This window comes from Pseudomonas glycinae (genome assembly GCF_001594225.2).
Taxonomy (GTDB): domain Bacteria; phylum Pseudomonadota; class Gammaproteobacteria; order Pseudomonadales; family Pseudomonadaceae; genus Aquipseudomonas; species Aquipseudomonas glycinae.
In genome coordinates, this window is the sequence record NZ_CP014205.2 from 1129847 (window position 1) to 1153040 (window position 23194).

22 protein-coding genes are annotated in these 23194 nt (G+C 60.6%); 18 read left to right on the forward strand and 4 right to left on the reverse strand.

All coding sequences use genetic code 11. From position 1 onward, the window contains the following. Positions 1-44 precede the first annotated feature (44 nt). A complete protein-coding gene (locus AWU82_RS05200; RefSeq protein WP_064378712.1) occupies positions 45-1670 on the forward strand; it encodes a hypothetical protein in 1626 nt (541 codons plus the stop codon). Between the two features lie 104 nt (positions 1671-1774). On the opposite strand, the gene uraH is transcribed toward AWU82_RS05200, so the two are convergent. Then, positions 1775-2128 (reverse strand): hydroxyisourate hydrolase, encoded by a 354-nt coding sequence (uraH, locus tag AWU82_RS05205; protein ID WP_011333195.1) that lies wholly within the window; start codon positions 2126-2128, stop codon positions 1775-1777. Between the two features lie 430 nt (positions 2129-2558). Between uraH and puuE the strand changes: the two genes are divergently transcribed. From puuE to AWU82_RS05245, 8 genes are all read left to right on the forward strand, one after another. Continuing rightward, a complete protein-coding gene (gene puuE, locus AWU82_RS05210) occupies positions 2559-3485 on the forward strand; it encodes an allantoinase PuuE (RefSeq protein ID WP_039769896.1) in 927 nt (308 codons plus the stop codon). Further along, a complete protein-coding gene (gene uraD / locus AWU82_RS05215; protein WP_064378711.1) occupies positions 3482-3997 on the forward strand; it encodes a 2-oxo-4-hydroxy-4-carboxy-5-ureidoimidazoline decarboxylase in 516 nt (171 codons plus the stop codon). Before puuE ends, uraD begins: the two co-directional genes overlap by 4 nt. 90 nt (positions 3998-4087) lie before the next feature. Then, positions 4088-5083, forward strand: a complete 996-nt coding sequence (gene alc / locus AWU82_RS05220) for an allantoicase (protein ID WP_047598963.1) — start codon at positions 4088-4090, stop codon at positions 5081-5083. Positions 5084-5234: 151 nt separating this feature from the next. Further along, positions 5235-5738, forward strand: a complete 504-nt coding sequence (locus tag AWU82_RS05225) for an ureidoglycolate lyase (protein WP_027613342.1) — start codon at positions 5235-5237, stop codon at positions 5736-5738. A 51-nt stretch (positions 5739-5789) separates the two neighbouring features. Next, positions 5790-7103 (forward strand): urate hydroxylase PuuD, encoded by a 1314-nt coding sequence (locus AWU82_RS05230; protein WP_064378710.1) that lies wholly within the window; start codon positions 5790-5792, stop codon positions 7101-7103. Between the two features lie 168 nt (positions 7104-7271). Beyond that, the gene (locus tag AWU82_RS05235; protein ID WP_064378709.1) at positions 7272-8630 is read left to right on the forward strand and encodes a nucleobase:cation symporter-2 family protein; all 1359 of its coding nucleotides are present in this window, start codon (positions 7272-7274) and stop codon (positions 8628-8630) included. Positions 8631-8717: 87 nt separating this feature from the next. After that, positions 8718-9503, forward strand: coding sequence for an outer membrane protein OmpK (locus tag AWU82_RS05240; RefSeq protein ID WP_064378708.1), 786 nt, complete (start codon positions 8718-8720; stop codon positions 9501-9503). A gap of 372 nt (positions 9504-9875) precedes the next feature. After that, positions 9876-10661 carry an outer membrane protein OmpK gene (locus AWU82_RS05245; RefSeq protein WP_064378707.1) on the forward strand — a complete coding sequence of 262 codons (786 nt, stop codon included), beginning with the start codon at positions 9876-9878 and terminating at the stop codon, positions 10659-10661. 138 nt (positions 10662-10799) lie between these two features. On the opposite strand, the gene AWU82_RS05250 is transcribed toward AWU82_RS05245, so the two are convergent. Together AWU82_RS05250 and AWU82_RS05255 are read right to left on the reverse strand one after the other, a co-directional pair. Then, the gene (locus AWU82_RS05250; RefSeq protein WP_064378706.1) at positions 10800-11972 is read right to left on the reverse strand and encodes a patatin-like phospholipase family protein; all 1173 of its coding nucleotides are present in this window, start codon (positions 11970-11972) and stop codon (positions 10800-10802) included. Positions 11973-12007: 35 nt separating this feature from the next. Then, entirely contained in the window at positions 12008-12940 is a 933-nt protein-coding gene (locus tag AWU82_RS05255; protein ID WP_007960061.1) for a lipid A biosynthesis lauroyl acyltransferase, read from the reverse strand. Positions 12941-13057: 117 nt separating this feature from the next. Here AWU82_RS05255 and minC point away from each other — a divergent pair, with 117 nt between their 5' ends. The 7 genes from minC (at position 13058) to AWU82_RS05290 (ending at position 19661) form a co-directional block, all read left to right on the forward strand. Further along, a complete protein-coding gene (gene minC / locus AWU82_RS05260; protein WP_007960063.1) occupies positions 13058-13795 on the forward strand; it encodes a septum site-determining protein MinC in 738 nt (245 codons plus the stop codon). A 169-nt stretch (positions 13796-13964) separates the two neighbouring features. Next, positions 13965-14777 (forward strand): septum site-determining protein MinD, encoded by an 813-nt coding sequence (gene minD, locus AWU82_RS05265; RefSeq protein WP_064378705.1) that lies wholly within the window; start codon positions 13965-13967, stop codon positions 14775-14777. After that, positions 14777-15031, forward strand: a complete 255-nt coding sequence (gene minE / locus AWU82_RS05270; protein ID WP_007960071.1) for a cell division topological specificity factor MinE — start codon at positions 14777-14779, stop codon at positions 15029-15031. The genes minD and minE overlap by 1 nt, the downstream gene beginning before the upstream one ends. Before the next feature lie 91 nt (positions 15032-15122). Beyond that, positions 15123-15758, forward strand: coding sequence for an RluA family pseudouridine synthase (locus AWU82_RS05275; protein ID WP_011333182.1), 636 nt, complete (start codon positions 15123-15125; stop codon positions 15756-15758). 68 nt (positions 15759-15826) lie between these two features. Continuing rightward, a complete protein-coding gene (locus tag AWU82_RS05280) occupies positions 15827-17116 on the forward strand; it encodes a M18 family aminopeptidase (protein WP_064378704.1) in 1290 nt (429 codons plus the stop codon). 132 nt (positions 17117-17248) lie between these two features. Further along, on the forward strand, positions 17249-17425 hold the full coding sequence (locus AWU82_RS05285) for a hypothetical protein (RefSeq protein WP_007960078.1): 177 nt from the start codon (positions 17249-17251) through the stop codon (positions 17423-17425). A gap of 76 nt (positions 17426-17501) precedes the next feature. Next, complete coding sequence (locus AWU82_RS05290) at positions 17502-19661, forward strand: mechanosensitive ion channel family protein (RefSeq protein ID WP_064378703.1); 2160 nt, start codon at positions 17502-17504, stop codon at positions 19659-19661. A gap of 410 nt (positions 19662-20071) precedes the next feature. Here AWU82_RS05290 and AWU82_RS05295 read toward each other — a convergent pair whose 3' ends face one another. Continuing rightward, complete coding sequence (locus tag AWU82_RS05295; protein WP_011333178.1) at positions 20072-20785, reverse strand: UTRA domain-containing protein; 714 nt, start codon at positions 20783-20785, stop codon at positions 20072-20074. Positions 20786-21137: 352 nt separating this feature from the next. Between AWU82_RS05295 and AWU82_RS05300 the strand changes: the two genes are divergently transcribed. After that, positions 21138-22202 carry an ABC transporter substrate-binding protein gene (locus AWU82_RS05300; RefSeq protein ID WP_064378702.1) on the forward strand — a complete coding sequence of 355 codons (1065 nt, stop codon included), beginning with the start codon at positions 21138-21140 and terminating at the stop codon, positions 22200-22202. A 180-nt stretch (positions 22203-22382) separates the two neighbouring features. After that, complete coding sequence (locus AWU82_RS05305; RefSeq protein WP_064378701.1) at positions 22383-23189, forward strand: alkaline phosphatase family protein; 807 nt, start codon at positions 22383-22385, stop codon at positions 23187-23189. The last annotated feature ends 5 nt before the right edge of the window (positions 23190-23194 follow it).

A 23194-nucleotide genomic window follows, 5' to 3' on the forward strand; every position in this document is an offset into this window, starting at 1 on the left:
CATTGAACGCTCCCGTCATCTGGACCCCGTGAGCACAACAATCCATGAGCCCGAAGAAACCGATCCGCCCCAGAACCCCGCCCACTTCAGATCAAGGCATCCCGAGGGCCCGCGATACGTCGCCTGAAATCACCGTCAGGCAAGCGGCTCACATCGAACAGCCGCACCTCGATCAGACGACCGATCCGCTCACCGGAGCCGGCAATCTGCCGTCCGCCTCCTCGCCTGCGCACTTTCAGATCGCCGATCTGCCCCTCGGCACCCCTATCGCTCGCGTCACAAACGATCGCCCGATTGCCGGTTACTTTCTTCCACCGCGCCTGGTGGACAGATTACCCCAGCCCGACTCGCTGACAGGATTTCGCAAGGCCGGGCCGTATACCTACGTCGACCTGATCGACGGCGGAACGGTTTTGCTCGGCGCGGATTTACAAAGCAATATCAGAGCCCGAATGTCGAACGAACTCTGGGCTTCCGGCCCCCGACTCGAGCAGGTGGCAGGCACCCTGCAATGGCGCACGGTGGCCTCGAACGGTTCATCGACCATCGACGCTTCGCAACTTTTTATCACCCGCGTTCCCGCACCCGCTGACGAAGCGCACGCTACACCGCCCAAACGTCCTCGTATTGCGGGTGATGAACAGCAACCTACTGACCCCTCCAGCGCGAACCGCGCGATTGCCGACGCAGAGCTGGATGCGCTGATCGATCCCTGGAAGACCTGGGGCGTCATCGGCCAACCGGGCTCACCTGACGACATCAATATCAACGGATCCCGATACCGGACCCTGCCCCGCGGCCCCGCACACAACGATCCAATTGTTTACATCAAGCATCCGTATCACCTGATGTACGACTACGCCACGCTGGATCGGACACTGCGCACCGACTTCCTGCAGCAACCTCGCGGCGCCATTCGTGTTCCGCCTGCCCTGCATTGGGAAGTCGATCCGAGCCTGCCATTTCAGCGGCCGATGAAAGAAACCGTCGCCACCTATTTCCCCGAGTTGTCGGACGTCACCCTGCACAATGTCGCCAAACGGCAATTCACACTCGCCAATGGCTCCGAGCTGGCAACAGGCAGCGGTCTGACGCTGTTGCGTCAAGCGTTCAATGACTGGAAAACCGGCACCGTCAACCCGCGTCCGGAGTTGGTCGATCCGTTGTTGATGCTTGATTCACTGCCGCGATCCATAACGGAAGGCAACCAGAAGGTCGAGCTGCCCGTTGCCAACGTGAAAGCCGGTCTGCGTCGCCTGGACTTCGATCCGGCCCGGTTTCCAGAGCAATGGAGATACTTCATGCCGAGCCAGTCGGCGGTCGATATAAAACGCTTTGCGGCGGGGCTTCTGACGCGCAACGGCTACAGCGTTTTCGAACCGAGCCCTGCACAAAGCTTTGCGGCCGTTGTGTTCACACGGACAGGGCATGACTTCGTCTTTTTCCTCAGCCTGCATCGCGTCAGGGGACGCCAGATTCAGCAGCCTGCTAATCAGGATCCGAATGCCGCGAATATCAGGCTGATCGATCAGGTCGGTCCGGACGCCGCGCAAGCCGTGGAAGCGGCTCACCCGGCGAACAAGGTCGTCTGGCTCAGAGGGGGCGTGCAGACGCTCGCCCCTTATCCGGATACGTTTTTCATCATCAGGGATGATTACGCAAGGCTTTGATGCCTCACAGACCCGAGGATAAAAAAAGCCCGCAGTGTGAGCGGGCGAAAGACCAAAGAAGCTATATGCGCAGTCGCTTCCCGGTGGGGGCAGCTGCTTGGGGGTCAGCTGCCCCGATAGGTGGAATAGCTGTAGGGCGAGATCAGCAACGGTACGTGGTAGTGATCCTGTTCGGCAGAAATGCCGAACCGCAGTACCACCACGTCCAGGAATGCCGGCTCCGGCAACTGGACGCCACGGGCGCGGTAGTAATCGCCGGCGTGGAACTGAACCTGATAGACACCGGTACGGTAGTCATCGCCTTGCAGCAGCGGCGCATCGACCCGGCCATCGCTGTTGGTAAGCGCACTGGCGACCAATTCCAGGTGCGAACCTTCAACGCGGTACAGCTCGACCTTGATCGAGCTGCCCGGGCAACCGTGTGCAGCGTCCAAAACGTGTGTTGTCAAACGTCCCATTGATTCTGCGCGCCTGCCTGCGTGGAGCAGTCAGACTTCGCGCCTCCCGAAGTCAGTTGAAAAGGAGACCGCACCGTTTCGGAGCACGAAAAGCTGCGGCGAGCGATTGATTAAGACACTTTTCAAAAAAATTGTACACAATAAAAACGACATTTTTGCTGCTACCCCCGCCATCCTTCGATTTCCCGGTGATTTGCCCCATGACCTCGCATTCATTGAACCCCCAATCCATTAGCTGACTGGTCAGGCAGGTTTCTTGCAGGTTCACGCCATTAACAGCAAAAGATGACGGCCGGTGAAAAATGCGAAAATTCAGGCTTACAAATTGAGAATAAAGTTGTATACAATCAGCCCATCGCTGTGACGCCAGCCTGCCATCCAAACCTCAGGGCGCCACACAATCTGTCAACGAATAAGAAGGAAGACTGCAGTGAGCGCTGACTACCCACGCGACCTGATCGGTTACGGCAGTAACCCTCCTCACCCACACTGGCCGGGCAATGCCCGGATCGCCCTGTCGTTCGTACTCAATTACGAAGAAGGCGGCGAGCGCAACATCCTGCACGGCGACAAAGAATCGGAAGCCTTCCTCTCGGAAATGGTCGCGGCCCAGCCTCTGCAAGGCGCGCGCAACATGAGCATGGAATCGCTTTACGAGTATGGCAGCCGTGCCGGCGTCTGGCGGATCCTGAAACTGTTCAAGGAATTCGACATTCCGCTGACCATCTTCGCCGTGGCCATGGCCGCCCAGCGTCACCCGGACGTGATCCGTGCGATGGTCGAGGCCGGTCACGAGATCTGCAGCCACGGTTACCGCTGGATCGATTACCAGTACATGGACGAGGCGCAGGAACGCGAGCACATGCTCGAAGCGATCCGCATCCTCACCGAACTCACCGGCGAACGCCCGCTGGGCTGGTACACCGGTCGCACCGGCCCGAACACTCGTCGTCTGGTGATGGAAGAAGGCGGTTTCCTCTACGACTGCGACACCTACGACGACGACCTGCCCTACTGGGAACCGAACAACCCGACCGGCAAGCCGCACCTGGTGATCCCGTACACCCTGGACACCAACGACATGCGCTTCACCCAGGTCCAGGGTTTCAACAAGGGCGACGATTTCTTCGAATACCTCAAGGATGCGTTCGACGTGCTTTATGCCGAAGGCGCCGAAGCGCCGAAGATGCTGTCGATCGGTCTGCACTGCCGTCTGATCGGCCGTCCGGCGCGTCTGGCGTCGCTCAAGCGCTTTATCGAATACGCTAAAAGTCATGAACAGGTGTGGTTCAGCCGCCGCGTCGACATCGCGCGCCACTGGCACGAAACCCACCCGTACCAAGGGGCTGCCAAATGAGCACCTTTCAAACTCTGAAACCGTCGACCCTGAGCCGCGACGCCTTCGTCAACGCCTTCGCCGACATCTACGAACATTCGCCATGGGTGGCCGAGAAGGCCTTCGACCTGGGCCAGGACGCATCGATCGACCAGATCGAAACCCTGCACCAGCGCATGAGCGACATCCTGTTGAGCGCCGATCACGCCAGTCAGCTGGCACTGATCAACGCTCACCCGGACCTGGCCGGCAAAGCTGCCGTCCAGGGCGAGTTGACCGAAGCCAGCACCCATGAACAGGCTGGCGCCGGTATTCACCAATGCACGGCCGAAGAGTTCCAGCGCTTCACCGAGCTGAACGACGCCTACAAAGCCAAGTTCAAGTTTCCCTTCATCATGGCGGTAAAAGGCAGCAACCGGCATCAGATCCTCGCGGCGTTCGAAACGCGCATTCACAACCCGGTCGACACCGAGTTCAAATGCGCGCTGGCGGAGATCAACAAGATCGCCCTGTTCCGATTACTGACTCTCTAGCGAGCCTGGCCCGAGAAACCTCTAGAACGCTTGTGTTTCCCAGGGCCCTGCAAGCATCCCAAGCCACTTATTTAAAGGCAGACAAGAAGAATGAAAGCTTACGCCGTACCTTTCGAGAAGTTCGTCAACCTGGCCGATGCCCGTCTGGGCACCAAAATCATCTCGGTCACCGATGACTGGTTCGCAGACGCCAATCGTCTGTTTCAGCCGACCCCGGCCGTGTGGAAGGAGGGCGTGTTCGATGACAACGGCAAGTGGATGGACGGCTGGGAATCGCGCCGCAAGCGCTTCGAAGGCTACGACAGCGCGGTGATCCGCCTGGGCGTACCGGGTTCGATCAAAGGCGTGGACATCGACACTTCATTCTTCACCGGCAACTACCCGCCATCGGCCTCGCTGGAAGCCTGCTTCCTGGCGTCGGGCGAGCCGGACGAAAACACCCAGTGGACTGAAGTGCTGTCGGCCGTCGAGCTGCAGGGCAACAGCCACCACTACCACGAAATCAGCAACGACAAGGCGTTCAGCCACCTGCGCTTCAACATCTACCCGGATGGCGGCGTGGCCCGTCTGCGCGTGTACGGCATTCCGTTCCGCGACTGGTCGGCTGTTGGCGACAACGAGCAAGTCGACCTGGCCGCAGCCCTCAACGGTGGCCGCGCCCTCGCCTGCTCCGACGAACACTTCGGCCGCATGAGCAACATCCTCAACCCGGGTCGTGGCATCAACATGGGCGATGGCTGGGAAACCGCACGTCGTCGCACACCGGGCAATGACTGGGTGATCGTCGCGCTGGGCCACCCGGGCGAGATCGAAAAAATCATCGTCGACACCCTGCACTTCAAGGGCAACTACCCGGACACCTGCTCGATCCAGGGCGCGTTCGTCAAGGGCGGCACCGACAGCCAGATCGAAACCCAGTCGCTGTTCTGGCGCGAACTGCTGCCAAGCCAGAAGCTGGAAATGCACGCCGAACACACCTTCGTCGAGCAGATCAAGGCACTGGGCCCGATCACCCACATCCGTCTGAACGTGTTCCCGGATGGTGGTGTGAGCCGCCTGCGCGTTTTGGGCAAGGTCGCGAAGTAACACCCGATCGTTCCCACGTCGAGGCGTCGAACCGTCTGCGTGGGAATGCATACCGTGACGCTCCGCGTCACAGTGGACGCGGAGCGTCCATGGCAGCGTTCCCACGCAGAGCGTGGGAACGATCAATTTTCAAGAGATTAAGAAGAACAGCATGCGCACACTGACGATTGAACCGCTGACCAAAGAAGCCTTCGCCCCTTTCGGTGACGTGATCGAAACCGACGGCAGCGATCACTTCATGATCAACAACGGTTCGACCATGCGCTTCCACAAACTGGCGACGGTCGAAACCGCGACGCCTGAGGACAACGCGATCATCAGCATCTTCCGCGCCGACGCGCAGGACATGCCGCTGACCGTCAGCATGCTGGAACGCCATCCGCTGGGCAGCCAGGCTTTCATTCCGCTGCTCGGCAACCCCTTTCTGATCGTGGTCGCGCCACTTGGCGATGTACCTGTATCAGGCTTGGTCCGCGCCTTCGTCACTAACGGTAGGCAGGGCATCAATTACCATCGCGGCGTCTGGCACCACCCGGTGCTGACGATCGAAAAGCGGGATGACTTCCTGGTGGTTGATCGCAGTGGCACAGGCAATAACTGCGATGAGCATTTTTTCAAAGAGGATGAGCGTTTGATCCTCGCCCCCCACCAATAAGAGAAGGTCTGATCACTCGACAACAAGAGTGACAGGCGAGAGGTAAAGACTGTGGAAGCACATCTGTTGGAATGGCTGAACCTGAGCGTGCGCTGGGTTCACATGATCACTGGCGTGGCCTGGATCGGCGCGTCGTTCTACTTCGTCTGGCTGGAGAACAACCTCAACCGCGTCAATCCGAAAACCGGTCTTGCCGGTGATCTGTGGGCGATCCACGGCGGCGGTATCTATCACCTGGAAAAATACAAACTGGCCCCTCCGTCGATGCCGGAGAACCTGCACTGGTTCAAATGGGAAGCCTACTTCACCTGGATGTCGGGGATCGCGCTGCTGTGCGTGGTGTTCTACTCCAACCCCGTGCTCTACCTCGTGGCACCCGGCAGCGGCCTGACCGGCCCTGAAGGCGTGGCCATCGGCATCGGTTCGCTGATCGCCGGCTGGTTCATCTACGACTTCCTCTGCGATTCGCCCCTCGGCAAGAAACCGGCCCTGCTCGGCTTCATCCTGTTCGTGCTGATCATCGGCGCGGCGTATGGCTTCAGCAAGGTGTTCAGCGGTCGTGGTGCGTACCTGCACGTCGGCGCGATCATCGGCACCATCATGGTCGGCAACGTGTTCCGCATCATCATGCCGGCGCAGCGCGCACTGGTTGCCGCGATCGCCGAGAACCGCACCCCGGATCCGGCGCTGCCGGCCAAAGGCCTGCTGCGTTCGCGTCACAACAACTACTTCACCCTGCCGGTGCTGTTCATCATGATCAGCAACCACTTCCCGAGCACTTACGGTAGCCAGTACAACTGGCTGATCCTGGCCGGGATCGCGGTGCTGGCGGTGTTGGTGCGTCACTACTTCAACACCCGTCACGACAGCCACAAGTTTGCCTGGACCCTGCCGGTTGCAGCCGTGGGCATGATCAGTCTGGCGTACGTCACCGGCCCGGCGCCGATGTCGACCGCTCCGGACGTGGCCAAGGCGCCTGCGAAAATCGAGTACCAGCCGCTGCCGGAAACGGCTTTGGGTGGTGGCGCAAAACCGGCTGAAGCTGCACAACCAGCCGCCCCTGCTGCACCGGCCGCCGCTCCGGCCCAGGCGTCCAACGCCGGCCCTGCGTTCGACAAGGTGCACAACGTGATCCAGGAACGCTGCGCGGTCTGCCACTCGGCCAAACCGACCAGCCCGCTGTTCAGCGCTGCACCGGCCGGTGTGATGTTCGACACCCCCGAGCAGATCCGCCAGAACGCGGCACGGATCCAGGCGCAAGCCATCACCACGCAGATCATGCCACTGGGCAACATCACACAGATGACCCAGCAGGAACGTGACCTGATCGGTGCATGGATCGCCCAGGGAGCCCAGACCAACTAAGCAGTAAAAGCATCGCTGGCAAGCCAGCTCCCACAGGGTTTTGCACTGCCTGTGTGGGAGCTGGCTTGCCAGCGATTAGCCGCAACGCGGTTTACCCGATGCAAAAGAACAGCTGTGAGCAACCCGGCCGCTGTTCATCACAAGAATAAAAAAGATCCGAGGTGTTGCATGTCCGAGCTGTCCAAAGCGCGCATCCCCGACGCACCCGCCATTCAGCGTTTGCCCCTTTTGCAACTGATCCTGGTCGGTCTGCAACATGTTCTGCTGATGTATGGCGGCGCCATCGCGGTACCGCTGATCATCGGACAGGCCGCTGGCCTGAGTCGTGAAGAAATCGCCTTCCTGATCAACGCCGACCTGCTGGTCGCCGGCATCGCCACCATCGTGCAGTCCCTGGGGATAGGCCCGATGGGCATTCGCATGCCGGTGATGATGGGCGCCAGTTTCGCCGCCGTCGGCAGCATGGTCGCCATGGCCGGCATGCCCGGCATCGGTCTGCAGGGAATCTTCGGCGCCACCATCGCCGCCGGGTTCTTCGGCATGATCATCGCGCCGTTCATGTCCAAGGTCGTGCGCTTCTTCCCTCCCCTGGTGACCGGCACGGTCATCACCTCGATCGGTTTGTCGCTGTTCCCCGTGGCCGTGAACTGGGCCGGTGGCGGCGCTGGCGCCACTCAATTCGGTTCACCGATTTACCTGGCCATCGCCGCACTGGTGCTGGCCACCATTCTGTTGATCCACCGCTTCATGCGTGGTTTCTGGGTCAACATTTCCGTGCTGATCGGCATGTGCCTGGGCTACGTGCTCTGCGGCGCCATCGGCATGGTCGACCTGAGCGGCATGGCCAATGCGCCGTGGGTTCAGTTCGTCACCCCGCTGCATTTCGGCCTGCCGAAGTTCGAACTGGCACCGATCCTGTCGATGTGTCTGGTGGTGGTGATCATCTTCGTCGAGTCCACCGGGATGTTCCTCGCACTGGGCAAGATCACCGGCCAGGAAGTCTGCCCGCGCATGCTGCGTCGCGGCCTGCTGTGTGATGCCGGCGCGTCGTTCTTCGCCGGTTTCTTCAACACCTTCACCCACTCCTCCTTCGCGCAGAACATCGGCCTGGTGCAGATGACCGGCGTGCGCTGCCGGTCGGTGACCATCGTTGCCGGCGGCTTGCTGATCGTCCTGAGCCTGCTGCCGAAAGCGGCGTTCCTGGTGGCATCGATTCCACCGGCGGTGCTGGGTGGCGCGGCGATTGCGATGTTCGGCATGGTCGCGGCCACCGGCATCAAGATTCTGCAAGAGGCCGACATCGGCGACCGTCGCAACCAATTGCTGGTAGCCGTGAGCATCGGCATGGGCCTGATCCCGGTGGTGCGTCCGGAATTCTTCGCCCACCTGCCGTTGTGGATGAGCCCGATCACCCACAGCGGGATTGCCATGGCCACCCTCAGCGCGCTGACGCTGAACCTGCTGTTCAACATCCTCGGCGGCGCCGAACGCGCCGCGATCAACGACTGCCACGCACACTCGCACTGATCCGAAGAGTAAAAAAAGGGGGCTCGCCCAAGCCTGCCCCCTCGCGACAGCTTTGCCTCAAACAATAAAAACAAGAGGGAGCAACAGATGATCCGGACTCAAACCAATGTGTTGTTGAGCGGCGGCCTGCTGGCCGCATCGCAAGCCATGGCCGGCGATTTATTGCTGTGGCAGACCAACAGCCTGAGCTACCTGTACGGCAAGAACTTCGCGATCAACCCGTCGATCCAGCAGACGGTAACGTTCGAGCACGCCGACAAGTGGAAGTACGGCGACAACTTCCTGTTCGTCGACAAGATCTTCTACAACGGCCAGGAAGACCGTAACAAAGGGCCCCACGCGTTCTACGGCGAATTCAGCCCGCGCCTGTCGTTCGGCAAGATCTTCGACAAGAGACTGGAGTTCGGCCCGATCAGGGACGTGCTGCTGGCCATGACCTACGAATACGGCGAAGGCGACAGCGAGGCCTATCTGATCGGCCCCGGCTTCGACCTCAAGGTGCCGGGCTTCAACTATTTCACCCTGAATTTCTATCGCCGCCAGACCGAAGGCCCGCGCCCCGGCGACGGCGTCTGGCAGATCACCCCCGGCTGGTCCTACAGCATTCCCCTGGGCAATTCCGACCTGCTGATCGACGGCTATCTGGACTGGGTGGTCGACAACGATCAGAACTCACGCGGTACCTATCACGCCAACCTGCACATCAACCCGCAGATCAAATACGACCTGGGCAAAGCCCTCGGCTGGGGTGAAAAGCAGGTGTACGTCGGCACCGAATACAGCTACTGGAAAAACAAATACGGCGTCGAAAGCACCCACAGTTTCGACACCAATCAGAACACTGCCAGCCTGCTGGTGAAGGTGCACTTCTAAGATGGCCCGCAACCGTGCCCCCTACCTGTCGTCGGTGCTCTGTTGCGGGGCACTTGAGGCCTGGCCGTTGAGTCAGTATTCTCCGCGGCCTCCTGAATTCGGTCTAAAAAAAAGCCCGAATTTAATTTCTGACCGAAAAGCCAACTTATCCCGGCCGCGGTCGGTACCGAGGCATCCCGAAAACACGCTCAATCGACTGTTTTTCAGCAGCCGACGGGCGTTTTTTTGCTTTTCGAAAAGCCTTGGCTCAGCTCTTGCTAACAGCACTAAAGCTGACCGTATGGATGACTTTTGCAGCAACGAAAAAAGGCGCCACACCAGAGCGCCGACTCAAAAAAACAAACGTGGAACACCTACTTTGGGAGCAACCGAATGAAACGTATGTGCACCAGCCTGATGCTTGCGGGATCGCTGCTGGCAGGGGGTCAGGCCATGGCCGACGGCCTGCTGCAATGGCAGAACAACAGCCTGACCTACCTCTATGGCAAGGACTTCCAGGTCAACCCGCGCATTCAGCAGACCGTCACCTTCGAGCACGCCGATGCCTGGAAGTACGGCGACAACTTCGTGTTCGTCGACAAGATCTTCTACAACGGCAAGGATGACGGCGGTGTGGGTTCGAACACCTACTACGGCGAAATCAGCCCGCGTCTGTCGTTCGGCAAGATCTTCGATCAGAAACTGGCTTTCGGTCCGGTCACCGACGTGCTGCTGGCCATGACTTACGAGTTCGGTGAAGGCGATACCGAGTCGTACCTGATCGGTCCGGGCTTCGACCTGGCAATCCCGGGCTTCGACTACTTCCAGCTGAACTTCTACCAGCGCCACACCGAAGGTTCCCGCGCCGGTGACAACGTCTGGCAGATCACCCCGGTCTGGTCCTACACGATTCCGGTCGGTGACTCGAACATCCTGATCGACGGCTTCATGGACTGGGTGGTCGACAACGACTCCAACTCCAAAGGCGATTACCACGCCAACCTGCACTTCAATCCACAAATCAAATACGACCTGGGCAAAGCGCTGAGCATTGGCGAGAAGCAGTTGTATGTGGGTGTCGAGTACGACTATTGGTCGGACAAGTACGGGATCAAGGACAGCCAGTATTTCAAGACCGATCAGAGCACCACGAGCTTCCTGGTGAAGTTCCACTTCTGATCCTGGTGTCAGTGGCGTCTGAAAGGACGCCTTCGCGAGCACGCCCGCTCCCACACAGGTTTTGTGTCGTTCACAGCGGTTGTGGACACCCGAAAACCTGTGGGAGCTGGCTTGCCAGCGATGGCTGCACCACACATCTCAGGCCGGGACCAGCGCCTCGCCAATCCCGAGAAACCGGCACAGTTCATCGCGCTTGGCCAAGGCATCGCGCCTGCCCAGATCGATCAATTCGCTGCAATACCCCGCCTCGAACAGCAAGTAACTCAACACCCCTGCCCCGCTCGTCTTGGTCGCCCCCGGCCCACGCAGAAACAGACGTAACGCCGCCGGCAATTCCTGGCGATGCCGCGCCGCAATTTCATCGATCGGCTGGCTGGGTGAAATCACCAGCACGTCCACCGGCGCCACACCCAACGCGCGGGTCGGCGTACCTTCAGGCATCAGACGGCTGAACTGGTTCAGACGCTGAAGCAGCTCGATATCGCTTTCCAGGCTGTCAATGAAGGTGCTGTTGAGCATATGCCCGCCGATCTGTGCCAGCGTCGGTTGCTGCCCGGTGTAGGCGCGCTCCAGCGGTTGCGCCGGATCGAAACCGCGCGGGTTGCCGCTGACACCCACCACCAGCACCCGGCTCGCGCCCAGATGCAGCGCCGGACTGATCGGCGCCGATTGCCGCACCGCGCCATCGCCGAAATACTCATCGCCGATCTTCACCGGCGCGAACAACAACGGGATCGCCGAACTGGCCAGCAGGTGCTCTACCGACAACTGTGTCGGTACGCCGATGCGCCGATGACGCAGCCAGGAGTCGATGGTCCCGCCGCCCTGATAGAAGGTCACGGCTTGCCCCGACTCGTAACCGAACGCCGTGACCGCCACTGCGTGCAATTGCTTGCGCGCGATGGACTCGGCGATGCCGGGCATGTGCAGTTTTTCATTGAGCAGATGGCGTAGCGGCGAACTGTTGAGCAGCGCCACCGGCATTTGCCGGCCCATGCCCAACAGACTATGGGTGACAAAACGACTGGCCTGGTGGATCACTCCTGGCCAGTCGCTGCGCAACACGCGATGGCTGCGAAAGCCTTGCCAGAACAGCGTCAGGCGCTCGATGGCCGCGCGAAAATCGGTCGCACCGCTGGCCAGGCTGACCGCGTTGATCGCACCGGCCGATGTGCCGACGATCACCGGAAACGGATTGTCCGCCCCCAGCGGCAGCAATTCGGCAATTGCCGCCAGTACCCCCACCTGATACGCCGCCCGAGCCCCGCCGCCGGAAAGAATCAAACCTGTGACCGGTTCAGCTGGGCTCATCGCAACGCTCCGTGGTGCTTGTGGGAATGGGTCAATCAACCGCGTTTGGCGTACAGCTTCGGCTCGCCTGGCGGACGACTCTTGAAGCGCCGATGTGCCCACAGGTATTGCTCGGGACACTCACGCAACACGCCTTCGACCCACTGATTGATGCGGATGCAATCTTCTTCTTCGGTCTCACCCGGGAAGCCTTCCAGCGGCGGATGAATCACCAGACGATAACCGCTGCCGTCAGCCAGACGTTCCTGGGTGAACGGCACCACCAGCGCCTTGCCCAGCCGGGCGAACTTGCTGGTGGCAGTGACCGTTGCGGCCTGAATACCGAACAGCGGCACAAAGATACTTTGCTTGGCGCCGTAGTCCTGATCCGGTGCATACCAGATCGCCCGGCCTGCGCGCAGCAACTTGAGCATGCCGCGCACGTCGTCACGTTCCACCGCCAGCGAGTCGAGATTGTGCCGCTCGCGGCCCTGACGCTGGACGAAGTCGAACAGCGGGTTCTTGTGTTCGCGGTACATGCCGTCGATGGTGTGTTGCTGGCCGAGCAGCGCCGCGCCGATTTCCAGGGTGGTGAAATGCACCGCCATCAGAATCACGCCCTTGCCTTCGCGCTGGGCCTTCTGCAAATGCTCAAGACCTTCGACGTGAGCCAGTTTCGCCAGGCGCTGACGCGACCACCACCAGCTCATCGCCATTTCAAAGAAGGCGATGCCGGTGGAGGCAAAGTTTTCCTTGAGCAGGCGCTTGCGTTCGGCGGCGGACTTTTCCGGGAAACACAGTTCCAGATTGCGCTTGGCAATGCGCCGCCGGTCGCCGGCGAAGCGATACATCAGGGCACCAAGAAAACGACCGATGGCCAGCAAGGCCGGATACGGCAACTGCACGATCAGCCACAACAGCCCGAGGCCGCACCAGAGCGGCCAGAAGCGTGGGGCAAGAAATGCTTTTCGAAAACGCGGGCGATCCATTAAAGCTTCCGTAAATACAATGGCCGCGCATTCTACATCGTTCGACCCGGCTTGCGGCCTGCGGGCGTTCTCGTTATAAGTCTCGGCACTTTTAGTGACAAGCCGTTGTATGCCGACATGAGCCAAACCGAACCGAAAGACCAAGATCCCGTGTTCCAGCTGAAGGGCAGCATGCTCGCCATTACAGTGCTGGAGCTGTCCCGCAACGACCTGGACAGCCTCGATCGGCAATTGGCCGCCAAAGTCGCCCAGGCACCGAATTTCTTCAGCAACGCGCCGCTGGTTCTGGCGCTGGACAAACTGCCGCCAAGCGAAGGCGCCGTCGACCTGCCGGGCCTGATGCGCGTGTGCCGTCAGCACGGCCTGCGCACCCTGGCGATCCGCGCCAGCCGCATCGAAGACATCGCCGCCGCCATCGCCATCGACATCCCGGTGCTGCCGCCGTCCGGCGCCCGCGAGCGACCGCTGGAAAGCGCTGAACCCGTTGCACCGAAGAAGCCGGAAAAGCCGCCGGAGCCGGCCGTCAAACCGACCCGCGTCATCACCACGCCAGTACGTGGTGGCCAACAGATATATGCCCAAGGTGGCGATCTGGTCGTGGTGTCCTCGGTCAGTCCGGGGGCGGAACTTCTCGCCGATGGCAACATCCATGTATACGGCCCGATGCGCGGTCGTGCGCTGGCCGGGGTCAAGGGCGACACCAAGGCGCGGATCTTCTGTCAGCAACTGAGCGCTGAACTGATCTCCATCGCAGGCCATTACAAGGTTTCCGAGGACCTGCGTCGCGATCCGATGTGGGGTTCGGGCGTACAGGTCAGCCTGTCGGGCGACGTGTTGAACATCATTCGGCTTTAACGGATACTGCCGCATTTTCCAAGCATCTCTAAAACGTAGCGAAAACGGCTCAAACGAAGTAGGAAAAAGGCCAAAAGCCGGATTCCAGCCAAGGCTGTCCGACTGCAGTAGTTTTCTAGAGATGTTTTTCAGGGGCTGAACAGTCCTTCTTCCTTAGGGGTGAAACACCTTGGCCAAGATTCTCGTGGTTACATCCGGCAAGGGTGGTGTGGGTAAGACCACCACCAGCGCCGCTATCGGTACCGGCCTCGCTCTGCGCGGCCACAAAACAGTGATCGTCGACTTCGACGTGGGCTTGCGTAACCTTGACCTGATCATGGGTTGCGAGCGCCGCGTGGTGTATGACTTCGTCAACGTCGTGAACGGCGAAGCCAACCTGCAACAGGCCCTGATCAAAGACAAGCGCCTGGAAAACCTCTACGTGCTGGCCGCCAGCCAGACCCGCGACAAAGACGCGCTGACCCAGGAAGGCGTGGAAAAAGTCCTGATGGAGCTCAAGGAACAATTCGAGTTCGTCGTCTGCGACTCCCCGGCGGGTATCGAAAAAGGCGCGCACCTGGCCATGTACTTCGCTGACGAAGCGATCGTCGTGACCAACCCGGAAGTGTCCTCGGTACGTGACTCCGACCGCATGCTCGGCCTGTTGGCCAGCAAGTCCCGTCGCGCCGAGCGCGGTGAAGAGCCGATCCAGGAACACCTGCTGATCACCCGCTACCACCCGGAGCGCGTCGAAAAAGGCGAAATGCTCGGCGTCGAAGACGTCAAGGAAATCCTCGCCGTACGCCTGCTGGGCGTCATTCCGGAATCCCAGGCCGTGCTCAAGGCCTCCAACCAGGGCGTACCTGTGATCCTCGATGATCAGAGCGACGCCGGCCAGGCCTACAGCGATACCGTTGATCGCCTGCTGGGCAAGGAAAAAGAACACCGGTTCCTGAATGTCGAGAAGAAGGGATTCTTCGAGCGTCTGTTTGGAGGTAGGTAATGAACCTTTTTGACTTCTTTCGTGCCAACAAAAAGCCAAGTACCGCCTCGGTCGCGAAAGAGCGTCTACAGATCATCGTGGCGCATGAACGCGGCCAGCGCAGCACCCCGGACTACCTGCCATCCTTGCAGAAGGAACTGGTGGAAGTGATCCGCAAGTACGTCAACATCGGCAACGACGACGTGCACGTGGCACTGGAGAGCCAGGGCAGCTGCTCGATTCTGGAACTCAACATCACCCTGCCAGACCGCTGAGTCGATCCGGCAGGAACGACGGCGGCTCAGGGCCCTTCCGACACCGGAGGGGCCCTGAGCCGCCGTTGGCATTTGTTACGAGGCTGTTTTAATGCCGTTGTCCAACGTCCAAATCATTCATCAGGACGCCGCCGTTCTGGTGGTGAACAAACCGACCCTGTTGCTCTCCGTCCCTGGCCGGGCCGACGACAACAAGGACTGCCTGATCACCCGCCTGCAGGAAAACGGCTACCCCGAAGCGCGTATCGTCCATCGCCTGGACTGGGAAACCTCGGGGATCATTCTGCTCGCCCGTGACGCCGACACCCACCGTGAACTGTCGCGCCAGTTTCACGATCGTGAAACAGAGAAAGCCTACACTGCGCTCTGCTGGGGTCAGCCGGAACTGGACAGCGGCAGCATCGATCTGCCCCTGCGCTACGATCCGCCGACCAAGCCGCGCCACGTGGTCGATCACGAACTCGGCAAACACGCCCTGACCTTCTGGCGCGTGCTGGAGCGCTGCGACGACTGGTGCCGCGTCGAGCTCACACCAATCACCGGCCGCTCGCACCAGTTGCGCGTGCACATGCTGTCGATCGGTCATCCGCTGCTCGGTGACGGGCTGTATGCCCACGAACAAGCCCTGGCCGCCTGGCCCCGTCTGTGTCTGCACGCAAGCATGCTCAGCTTCACCCATCCACAGTCCGGTGAGCGTTTGCGCTTCGAATGCCCGGCGCCTTTCTGACGCGCCACAATGTCCCAAGCATCAGGCCGATGCGTTAAACTCCCGCCCATTGCTGTCTGGAGCTTCTTATGCGCGAAGAGTTGAACCAAGGCCTGATCGACTTCCTCAAGGCCTCCCCTACCCCGTTCCACGCCACCGCCAGCCTTGTTCAACGCCTGGAGGCCGCCGGTTATCTGCGCCTCGACGAGCGCGAAACCTGGCACACCGAAGCCAATGGTCGTTACTACGTCACCCGTAACGATTCCTCGATCGTCGCGATCAAGATGGGCCGCAACTCGCCGCTGCACGACGGCATCCGTCTGGTCGGCGCCCACACCGACAGCCCGTGCCTGCGGGTCAAACCACAACCTGAATTGCAGCGCCAGGGCTTCTGGCAGCTCGGCGTCGAAGTCTACGGCGGTGCGCTGCTGGCGCCATGGTTCGACCGCGACCTGTCGCTGGCCGGCCGCGTCACTTTCCGCCGCGACGGCAAAGTCGAAAGCCAGCTGATCGACTTCAAGGCCCCGATCGCGATCATTCCCAACCTGGCCATCCACCTTAACCGTGAAGCCAACCAGGGCTGGGCCATCAACGCCCAGACCGAACTGCCACCGATTCTCGCGCAGTTCGCCGGTGACGAGCGCGTGGACTTCCGCGCGGTGCTCACCGACCAACTGGCCCGCGAACACGGCCTCAACGCCGACGTGGTACTGGATTACGAGCTGAGTTTCTACGACACCCAGAGCGCTGCGGTCATCGGCCTGCATGGCGACTTCATCGCCGGTGCGCGCCTGGACAACCTGCTGTCGTGCTACGCCGGCCTGCAAGCCCTGCTGACCGCCGACACCGAAGAAACCTGCGTGCTGGTGTGCAACGACCACGAAGAAGTCGGCTCCTGTTCGGCCTGCGGCGCCGACGGCCCGATGCTCGAACAGACCCTGCGCCGCCTGCTGCCGGAAGGTGATGAATTCGTACGCACCATCCAGAAGTCCCTGCTGGTTTCTGCCGACAACGCCCACGGCGTGCACCCGAACTACGCCGAGAAGCACGACGCCAACCACGGCCCGAAACTCAACGCCGGCCCGGTGATCAAGGTCAACAGCAACCAGCGCTACGCCACCAACAGCGAAACCGCCGGTTTCTTCCGCCATCTGTGCATGGCCGAAGAAGTGCCGGTGCAAAGCTTCGTGGTGCGCAGCGACATGGGCTGCGGCTCGACCATCGGCCCGATCACCGCCAGCCATCTGGGCGTGCGCACGGTCGACATCGGCCTGCCGACCTTCGCCATGCACTCGATCCGCGAATTGTGTGGCAGCCATGACCTGGCACATCTGGTCAAAGTGCTGAGCGCGTTCTACGCCAGTCGCGAATTGCCGTAAAACACAGCAGGGATCGCAGCGCCTGGCTGCGATCCCTCGACCTGTAGAACCGGCTCATTTCTGATACACATCAGCACCGTCCATCGAAAACCCACCTAGACTTGAATAATCCCTTTCGACAAGGCTGTCGCCATGATCTCGATGTCTGCGTTTCACTCCATGCTCATTCCCATCCTGTGCGGAATGATTCTGCTGGCCATCGGCTTCAACTTCCGTGACAAGAACGCCGGTGTGTTCGCCATGTGGATCGGCATGCTGATGATCCTGGCCACCGTGGTCTACAAGATCCTGGCCAAACTCAACGAATAAATCCGCGCCCGGCTCGCATTGAATCTGGCGGGCTCGTACACTCGCCCGATCCGCCCCTTGCGAGGTTGACCGCCTAGTGTTCGCTCGTCTTTTTGCCCTGCCCTGCCTCTTTCTTGTCTGCCTGATGACCCTGATGTCGCCGGCACCTGCCGACGCCGCCGGTCTGCCGGGACTGCTCACGGGTTCCGGCAAGACTCAGCCCGAAGCTCAGGAACCGCTCGGCCAGTCGCTGGACGAAGTCATCAAGTCGCTGGAAAACGACAAGCAACGTGCCCAGTTGCTGACCGACCTGAAGAAACTGCGCGATGCCACGAAAAAAGCCCAGGCCACCCCGGAAGAAGGGGTACTGGGACTGATCGGCGGCACCCTCGCCACTTTCGAAAAACAATTCTCTGGCGCCGACAGTCCGCTCAATCGCTGGTCTGCCGAATTCGACATGGCCCAGGACGAACTCAAAGGCCTGATGCTGCCGGCCAGCGAATGGCTGCCGATCATCTTCGCCTTCGCCGTGATCCTTGCCGTCTGGAGCCTGCTCGCCGCCGCGCTGATCTGGCTTGGTCATCGGGTACGCATGCGCTTCGGCCTGACCGAAGAACTGCCGCAACATCCCCGAGCCCTCGACATGCTGCGCTTCGCCCTGCGCAAGCTCGGACCGTGGATGATCGCCCTGGTCATCACCGTGTACATGAGTTACGCGCTGCCATCGTCGCTGGGCAAAAGCCTGGCGATGGTGCTGGCTTATGCGCTGGTGGTCGGCACCTGCTTCTCGGCCATCTGCGTGATTGCCTTTTCCGTACTCGACGGCCCGCACCGTCATCGCGCGCTGTACATCCTGCGTCACCAGGCCTTTCGGCCGCTGTGGCTGATCGGCAGCTTCGCCGCGTTCGGTGAAGCCCTGAGCGATCCGCGACTGGTGGCCGGTCTCGGCGTGCACCTGGCCCACACCGCCGCTACAGTCGCCAACGTCCTCGCGGCGCTGTCGACCGGTCTGTTCATCCTGCGCTTCCGCCGGCCGATCGCCCACCTGATCCGCAACCAACCGCTGTCCCGCCGCCTGACCCGCCGCGCCCTCAGCGACACCATCGAAATCCTGGGCACCTTCTGGTACGTCCCGGCACTGGTGCTGGTGGGTATTTCGCTGTTCGCCACCTTCGTCTCCGCCGGCGATACCAGCACCGCCCTGCGCCAGTCGCTGATTTGCACCGTGCTGCTGGTGTTGTGCATGGTCATCAACGGCCTCGTCCGCCGCCATGCCCTCAAACCCCAACGCGGGCCGAAACGCCACGCGCTGTATTCCGAGCGTCTGAAAAGCTTCTTCTACACCCTCGCCCATTTGCTGGTGTGGCTGGCCTTCATCGAACTCGGCCTGCGGGTGTGGGGCATGTCACTGATCGGCTTCACCGAAGGCGAAGGCCACGACGTCAGCGTCAAACTGTTCAGCCTGATCGGCACGCTGATCTTCGCCTGGCTGATCTGGATCCTCAGCGACACCGCCGTGCACCACGCCCTCACCCGTTCACGCAAAGGCCTGGCCAACGCCCGCGCGCAAACCATGATGCCGCTGATCCGCAACGTGCTGTTCGTGGCGATCTTCATCATCGCCCTGATCGTCGCCCTGGCGAACATGGGCATGAACGTCACGCCCCTGCTGGCCGGTGCCGGCGTGATCGGCCTGGCGATCGGCTTCGGCGCCCAGTCACTCGTAGCAGACCTGATCACCGGCCTGTTCATCATCATCGAAGACTCTTTGGCCATCGACGACTACGTCGACGTCGGCGGCCACCTCGGCACCGTCGAAGGCCTGACCATCCGCACCGTACGCTTGCGGGACATCGACGGCATCGTCCACACCATCCCGTTCAGCGAAATCAAAAGCATCAAAAACTACTCACGGGAATTCGGCTACGCCATCTTCCGCGTCGCCGTGCCGTTCAACATGAGCATCGACGAAGCCATCAAACTGATGCGCGACGTCGGCCAGAAAATGCGCACAGATCCACTGCAGCGGCGCAACATCTGGTCACCGTTGGAGTTTCAGGGCGTGGAAAGTTTCGAGTCCGGCAACGCGATATTGCGTGCAAGATTCAAGACCGCACCGATCAAACAATGGGAAGTTTCACGGGCGTTCAATCTGTCGCTCAAACGACATCTGGATGAAGCCGGCCTGGACCTGGCGACGCCGAGGATGAATGTGCAAGTGATCACAGCGGGTGGTGGTGGCCAAACTCAAGAATAGGCCGGAGAATCGGGCCGACCTCAAGGCCCTCATCGCTGCAAGCCAGCTCCCACAGAGAGCAAAAGCAACACATATGCCCTCCCACCACTCAAAACAATGAGCGTTAGCTCGAGTTCCGCTCTTGACGTGCCGGCCCCATCGGCCGGCTGAGTGGAGGGATTCATCCGGGGGTGGGAGCGCAGCGACCGTGCGGCGCAGCCGCATGCATCGAGAGGAGGTGCAGCGAAGCAAACCGTAGGCGATGCCCCCGGATGAATCCCGGAACGAAGGGACGCCGAGCCACAGCGAGGGGCCGAACGCAGGGGCCCAGACCTTTTGGTTACTTTTGGGGCGTTTGCCAAAAGTGACCCGCCGTAAGGGCGGAACCATAAGCCGCAACACCCGAAGAAACGGATATTCACCCCAAACGATCAAACAACATCAACCCCAACGTGAATCGCATCATGCCGCCAAAACTCCAGATCACAATCAATCAACCGCCCAAACTGATCATAATTAACCCGAGCAATCCTCAACCCCGGACTCCCCACCGACACCCGCAACGCCGCCGCCGCATCGACCGATAAAGACGTAGGCACAATCTCGAACCGCACCCGCCCATAGTGCAAATCGTAATGCCGCGCATACAGCTCGGTAATCGACTGATTCAGATCAAACTCAAGAATCCCCGGAAAAAACTGCGGATTCAGATAATGCTCCACATACAACACCAGTCGTCCATCGATCCGCCGCGACCGGCAAATCTGAATCACGCTCGACAACGCCGGCAACTGCAACCACGCACACACCGCTGCTGACGCCGGCTGCAAGCGCGCCGAAATCACCTCGGTCGACGGCACCCGCCCCTGCGCACTGACCATCGCGTGAAAGTGACTGCGCTGCATCAGGTTGTAAGCCAGACGCGGCGGCGACACGAACCAGCCCCGACGCTCCTCGCGATAAATCTGGCCCTGCGCCTCCAGCTGCAACAAGGCTTCACGCACCGTAATCCGGGTCGTGCCGAACAACTCGCTGAGCTTGCGCTCCGCTGGCAGTTTGCTCCCCGCTGCGAGCAACCCATGGTCGAGTTGTTCCTGAAGGATCTGGCCAATCGCTGTCACCGCTTTTGTTGCCTCATCGCGCATCAACGTTACCTATCTGGACTAGACCAGCACTGTTTCGGGGCAAAAACCGCACAGCGATAGCGCCGCTTGGTCGTGTTGCAAGCCTAGGCAGTGCAGATGACCGAGAGATGACAAAACTACCGAACGGTCGCCCTGACAACTTGCAATACATCGGCCAAGTCCCTTGTCCACCGGGACTTTGCGGGTGGTCTACGCTTACCGGGCACTCGTCGATACCGGAGAAAGAAAAGGCTGGGCGACCCATCGCCGACATCAAAGTGTCATCCGGCCACCTTAAATTGGCTCAGGTATTGCTGACCTAGACCAACACAAACCGCAATCGCAGCGTTGAACACGACCAAGGAGCTTCGGAATGAAACAGCTTTTCCTGGCAACACTGTTAGGCTCGACCATTGCCATGTGCACCGCCGCCATGGCGGCTGATGATCTGAAAACCCTCGAAGCCGCTGCGAAAGCGGAAGGTGCCGTCAACAGCGTCGGCATGCCCGATGACTGGGCCAACTGGAAAGGTACCTGGGAAGACCTGGCCAAGAAATACGGCCTGAAACACATCGACACCGACATGAGTTCGGCCCAGGAAATCGCCAAGTTCGCCGCCGAAAAAGACAACGCCACCGCCGACATCGGCGACGTCGGCGCGGCCTTCGGCCCGATCGCGGTCAAGCAAGGCGTGGTGCAACCGTACAAGCCGAGCACCTGGGATCAAGTGCCGGACTGGGCCAAGGACAAGGACGGCAACTGGGCACTGGCCTACACCGGCACCATCGCCTTCATCGTCAACAAGAAGCTGCTGCACGGTTCCGAAGTACCGACCAAATGGGCTGACCTCAAGGGCGGCAAATACAAGGTTTCCATCGGTGACGTGAGCACCGCTGCACAAGCTGCCAACGGCGTGCTCGCCGCAGCGCTGGCCAACGGCGGTGACGAGAAAAACCTTCAGCCGGCCCTGCTGCTGTTCGCAGACATCGCCAAGCAGGGTCGCCTGTCGATGGCCAACCCGACCATCGCCACCATGGAAAAAGGCGAGATCGAAGTTGGCGTGGTCTGGGACTTCAACGGCCTGAGCTACAAGGCCAAGATGGCCAACCCGGATGACTACGTGGTGCTGATCCCGTCCGACGGTTCGGTGATTTCCGGCTACACCACCATCATCAACAAATACGCGAAGAACCCGAACGCCGCCAAGCTGACCCGCGAATACATCTTCAGCGATGCCGGCCAGACCAACCTCGCCCGCGGCAACGCTCGCCCGATCCGCGCCGAGCACCTGCAACTGCCGGACGACGTGAAAGCCAAGCTGCTGCCGAACGAGCAGTACAAGAAGGTCACACCGATCAAGGACGCCGATGCGTGGGAGAAAACCTCCAAGGCCCTGCCGCAGAAGTGGAACGAAGAAGTGATCGTAGAAATGAAGTAAGCCCGTAAACCCAACAGGGTTTGACGCAAAACTCTGTGGGAGCGGGCTTGCCCGCGATGGCAATTTCACATTCAACAAATGTGTTGAATTGCATGACGCCTTCGCGGGCAAGCCCGCTCCCACAGGATCCGTGTCGATTTCGAGTTTTCCGATTTATTGTTTCGCGGAGTTTTTGCCCCTATGAAGCACACCGTCATCCTTGTCGTGCTCGACGGCCTCAACTACGAGGTCGCGCGTCACGCCATGGGGCATCTGCAGGCTTACGTTGGCGCAGGACGCGCCGCGCTCTACCAGTTGGAGTGCGAGTTGCCGGCCCTGTCCCGACCGCTTTACGAATGCATCCTCACGGGCGTACCGCCGATCGACAGCGGCATCGTCCACAACAACGTCTCGCGCCTGTCCAATCAGCGCAGCATCTATCACTACGCCCGCGATGCCGGTCTGAAAACCGCCGCTGCGGCGTACCACTGGGTCAGCGAGCTGTACAACCGCTCGCCGTTCGTAGCCGCCAGAGATCGTCATACCGATGACCCGACGCTACCGATCCAGCATGGCCACTTCTACTGGAACGATCACTATCCGGACTCGCACCTGTTCGCCGACGCCGAAAACCTGCGCCTGCGCCATGCCCCGGATTTTCTGCTGATCCATCCGATGAACATCGACGACGCCGGGCACAAGCACGGCCTCGACACCCCGCAATACCGCAACAGCGCACGCAGCGCCGACATCATCCTCGCCGACTACCTGCAAGGCTGGCTCGACGCCGATTGCCAGGTGCTGGTGACCGCCGACCACGGCATGAACAACGACCGCTCGCACAACGGCCTGCTGCCGGAAGAACGCCAGGTACCGTTGTTCGTACTCGGTGAAGCCTTCAGCCTGAAAGCCGATGCCGCACCGAAGCAGACCGACATCTGCGGCACGGTCTGCGAGCTGCTCGGCGTGCCCCACGACAAACCTGTGTGCCGGGAGTTGCTCAAGTGAACTCA

What these genes read in the sequence shown, in the direction of transcription:
- AWU82_RS05200 (WP_064378712.1), top strand. Translation starts at nt 45, where the DNA reads ATGAGCCCGAAGAAACCGATCCGCCCCAGAACCCCGCCCACTTCAGAT.
- uraH (WP_011333195.1), bottom strand. Translation starts at nt 2,128, where the DNA reads ATGGGACGTTTGACAACACACGTTTTGGACGCTGCACACGGTTGCCCG.
- uraD (WP_064378711.1), top strand. Translation starts at nt 3,482, where the DNA reads ATGAGCACCTTTCAAACTCTGAAACCGTCGACCCTGAGCCGCGACGCC.
- alc (WP_047598963.1), top strand. Translation starts at nt 4,088, where the DNA reads ATGAAAGCTTACGCCGTACCTTTCGAGAAGTTCGTCAACCTGGCCGAT.
- AWU82_RS05225 (WP_027613342.1), top strand. Translation starts at nt 5,235, where the DNA reads ATGCGCACACTGACGATTGAACCGCTGACCAAAGAAGCCTTCGCCCCT.
- AWU82_RS05235 (WP_064378709.1), top strand. Translation starts at nt 7,272, where the DNA reads ATGTCCGAGCTGTCCAAAGCGCGCATCCCCGACGCACCCGCCATTCAG.
- AWU82_RS05240 (WP_064378708.1), top strand. Translation starts at nt 8,718, where the DNA reads ATGATCCGGACTCAAACCAATGTGTTGTTGAGCGGCGGCCTGCTGGCC.
- AWU82_RS05245 (WP_064378707.1), top strand. Translation starts at nt 9,876, where the DNA reads ATGAAACGTATGTGCACCAGCCTGATGCTTGCGGGATCGCTGCTGGCA.
- AWU82_RS05250 (WP_064378706.1), bottom strand. Translation starts at nt 11,972, where the DNA reads ATGAGCCCAGCTGAACCGGTCACAGGTTTGATTCTTTCCGGCGGCGGG.
- AWU82_RS05255 (WP_007960061.1), bottom strand. Translation starts at nt 12,940, where the DNA reads ATGGATCGCCCGCGTTTTCGAAAAGCATTTCTTGCCCCACGCTTCTGG.
- minC (WP_007960063.1), top strand. Translation starts at nt 13,058, where the DNA reads ATGAGCCAAACCGAACCGAAAGACCAAGATCCCGTGTTCCAGCTGAAG.
- minE (WP_007960071.1), top strand. Translation starts at nt 14,777, where the DNA reads ATGAACCTTTTTGACTTCTTTCGTGCCAACAAAAAGCCAAGTACCGCC.
- AWU82_RS05275 (WP_011333182.1), top strand. Translation starts at nt 15,123, where the DNA reads ATGCCGTTGTCCAACGTCCAAATCATTCATCAGGACGCCGCCGTTCTG.
- AWU82_RS05280 (WP_064378704.1), top strand. Translation starts at nt 15,827, where the DNA reads ATGCGCGAAGAGTTGAACCAAGGCCTGATCGACTTCCTCAAGGCCTCC.
- AWU82_RS05285 (WP_007960078.1), top strand. Translation starts at nt 17,249, where the DNA reads ATGATCTCGATGTCTGCGTTTCACTCCATGCTCATTCCCATCCTGTGC.
- AWU82_RS05295 (WP_011333178.1), bottom strand. Translation starts at nt 20,785, where the DNA reads ATGCGCGATGAGGCAACAAAAGCGGTGACAGCGATTGGCCAGATCCTT.
- AWU82_RS05300 (WP_064378702.1), top strand. Translation starts at nt 21,138, where the DNA reads ATGAAACAGCTTTTCCTGGCAACACTGTTAGGCTCGACCATTGCCATG.
- AWU82_RS05305 (WP_064378701.1), top strand. Translation starts at nt 22,383, where the DNA reads ATGAAGCACACCGTCATCCTTGTCGTGCTCGACGGCCTCAACTACGAG.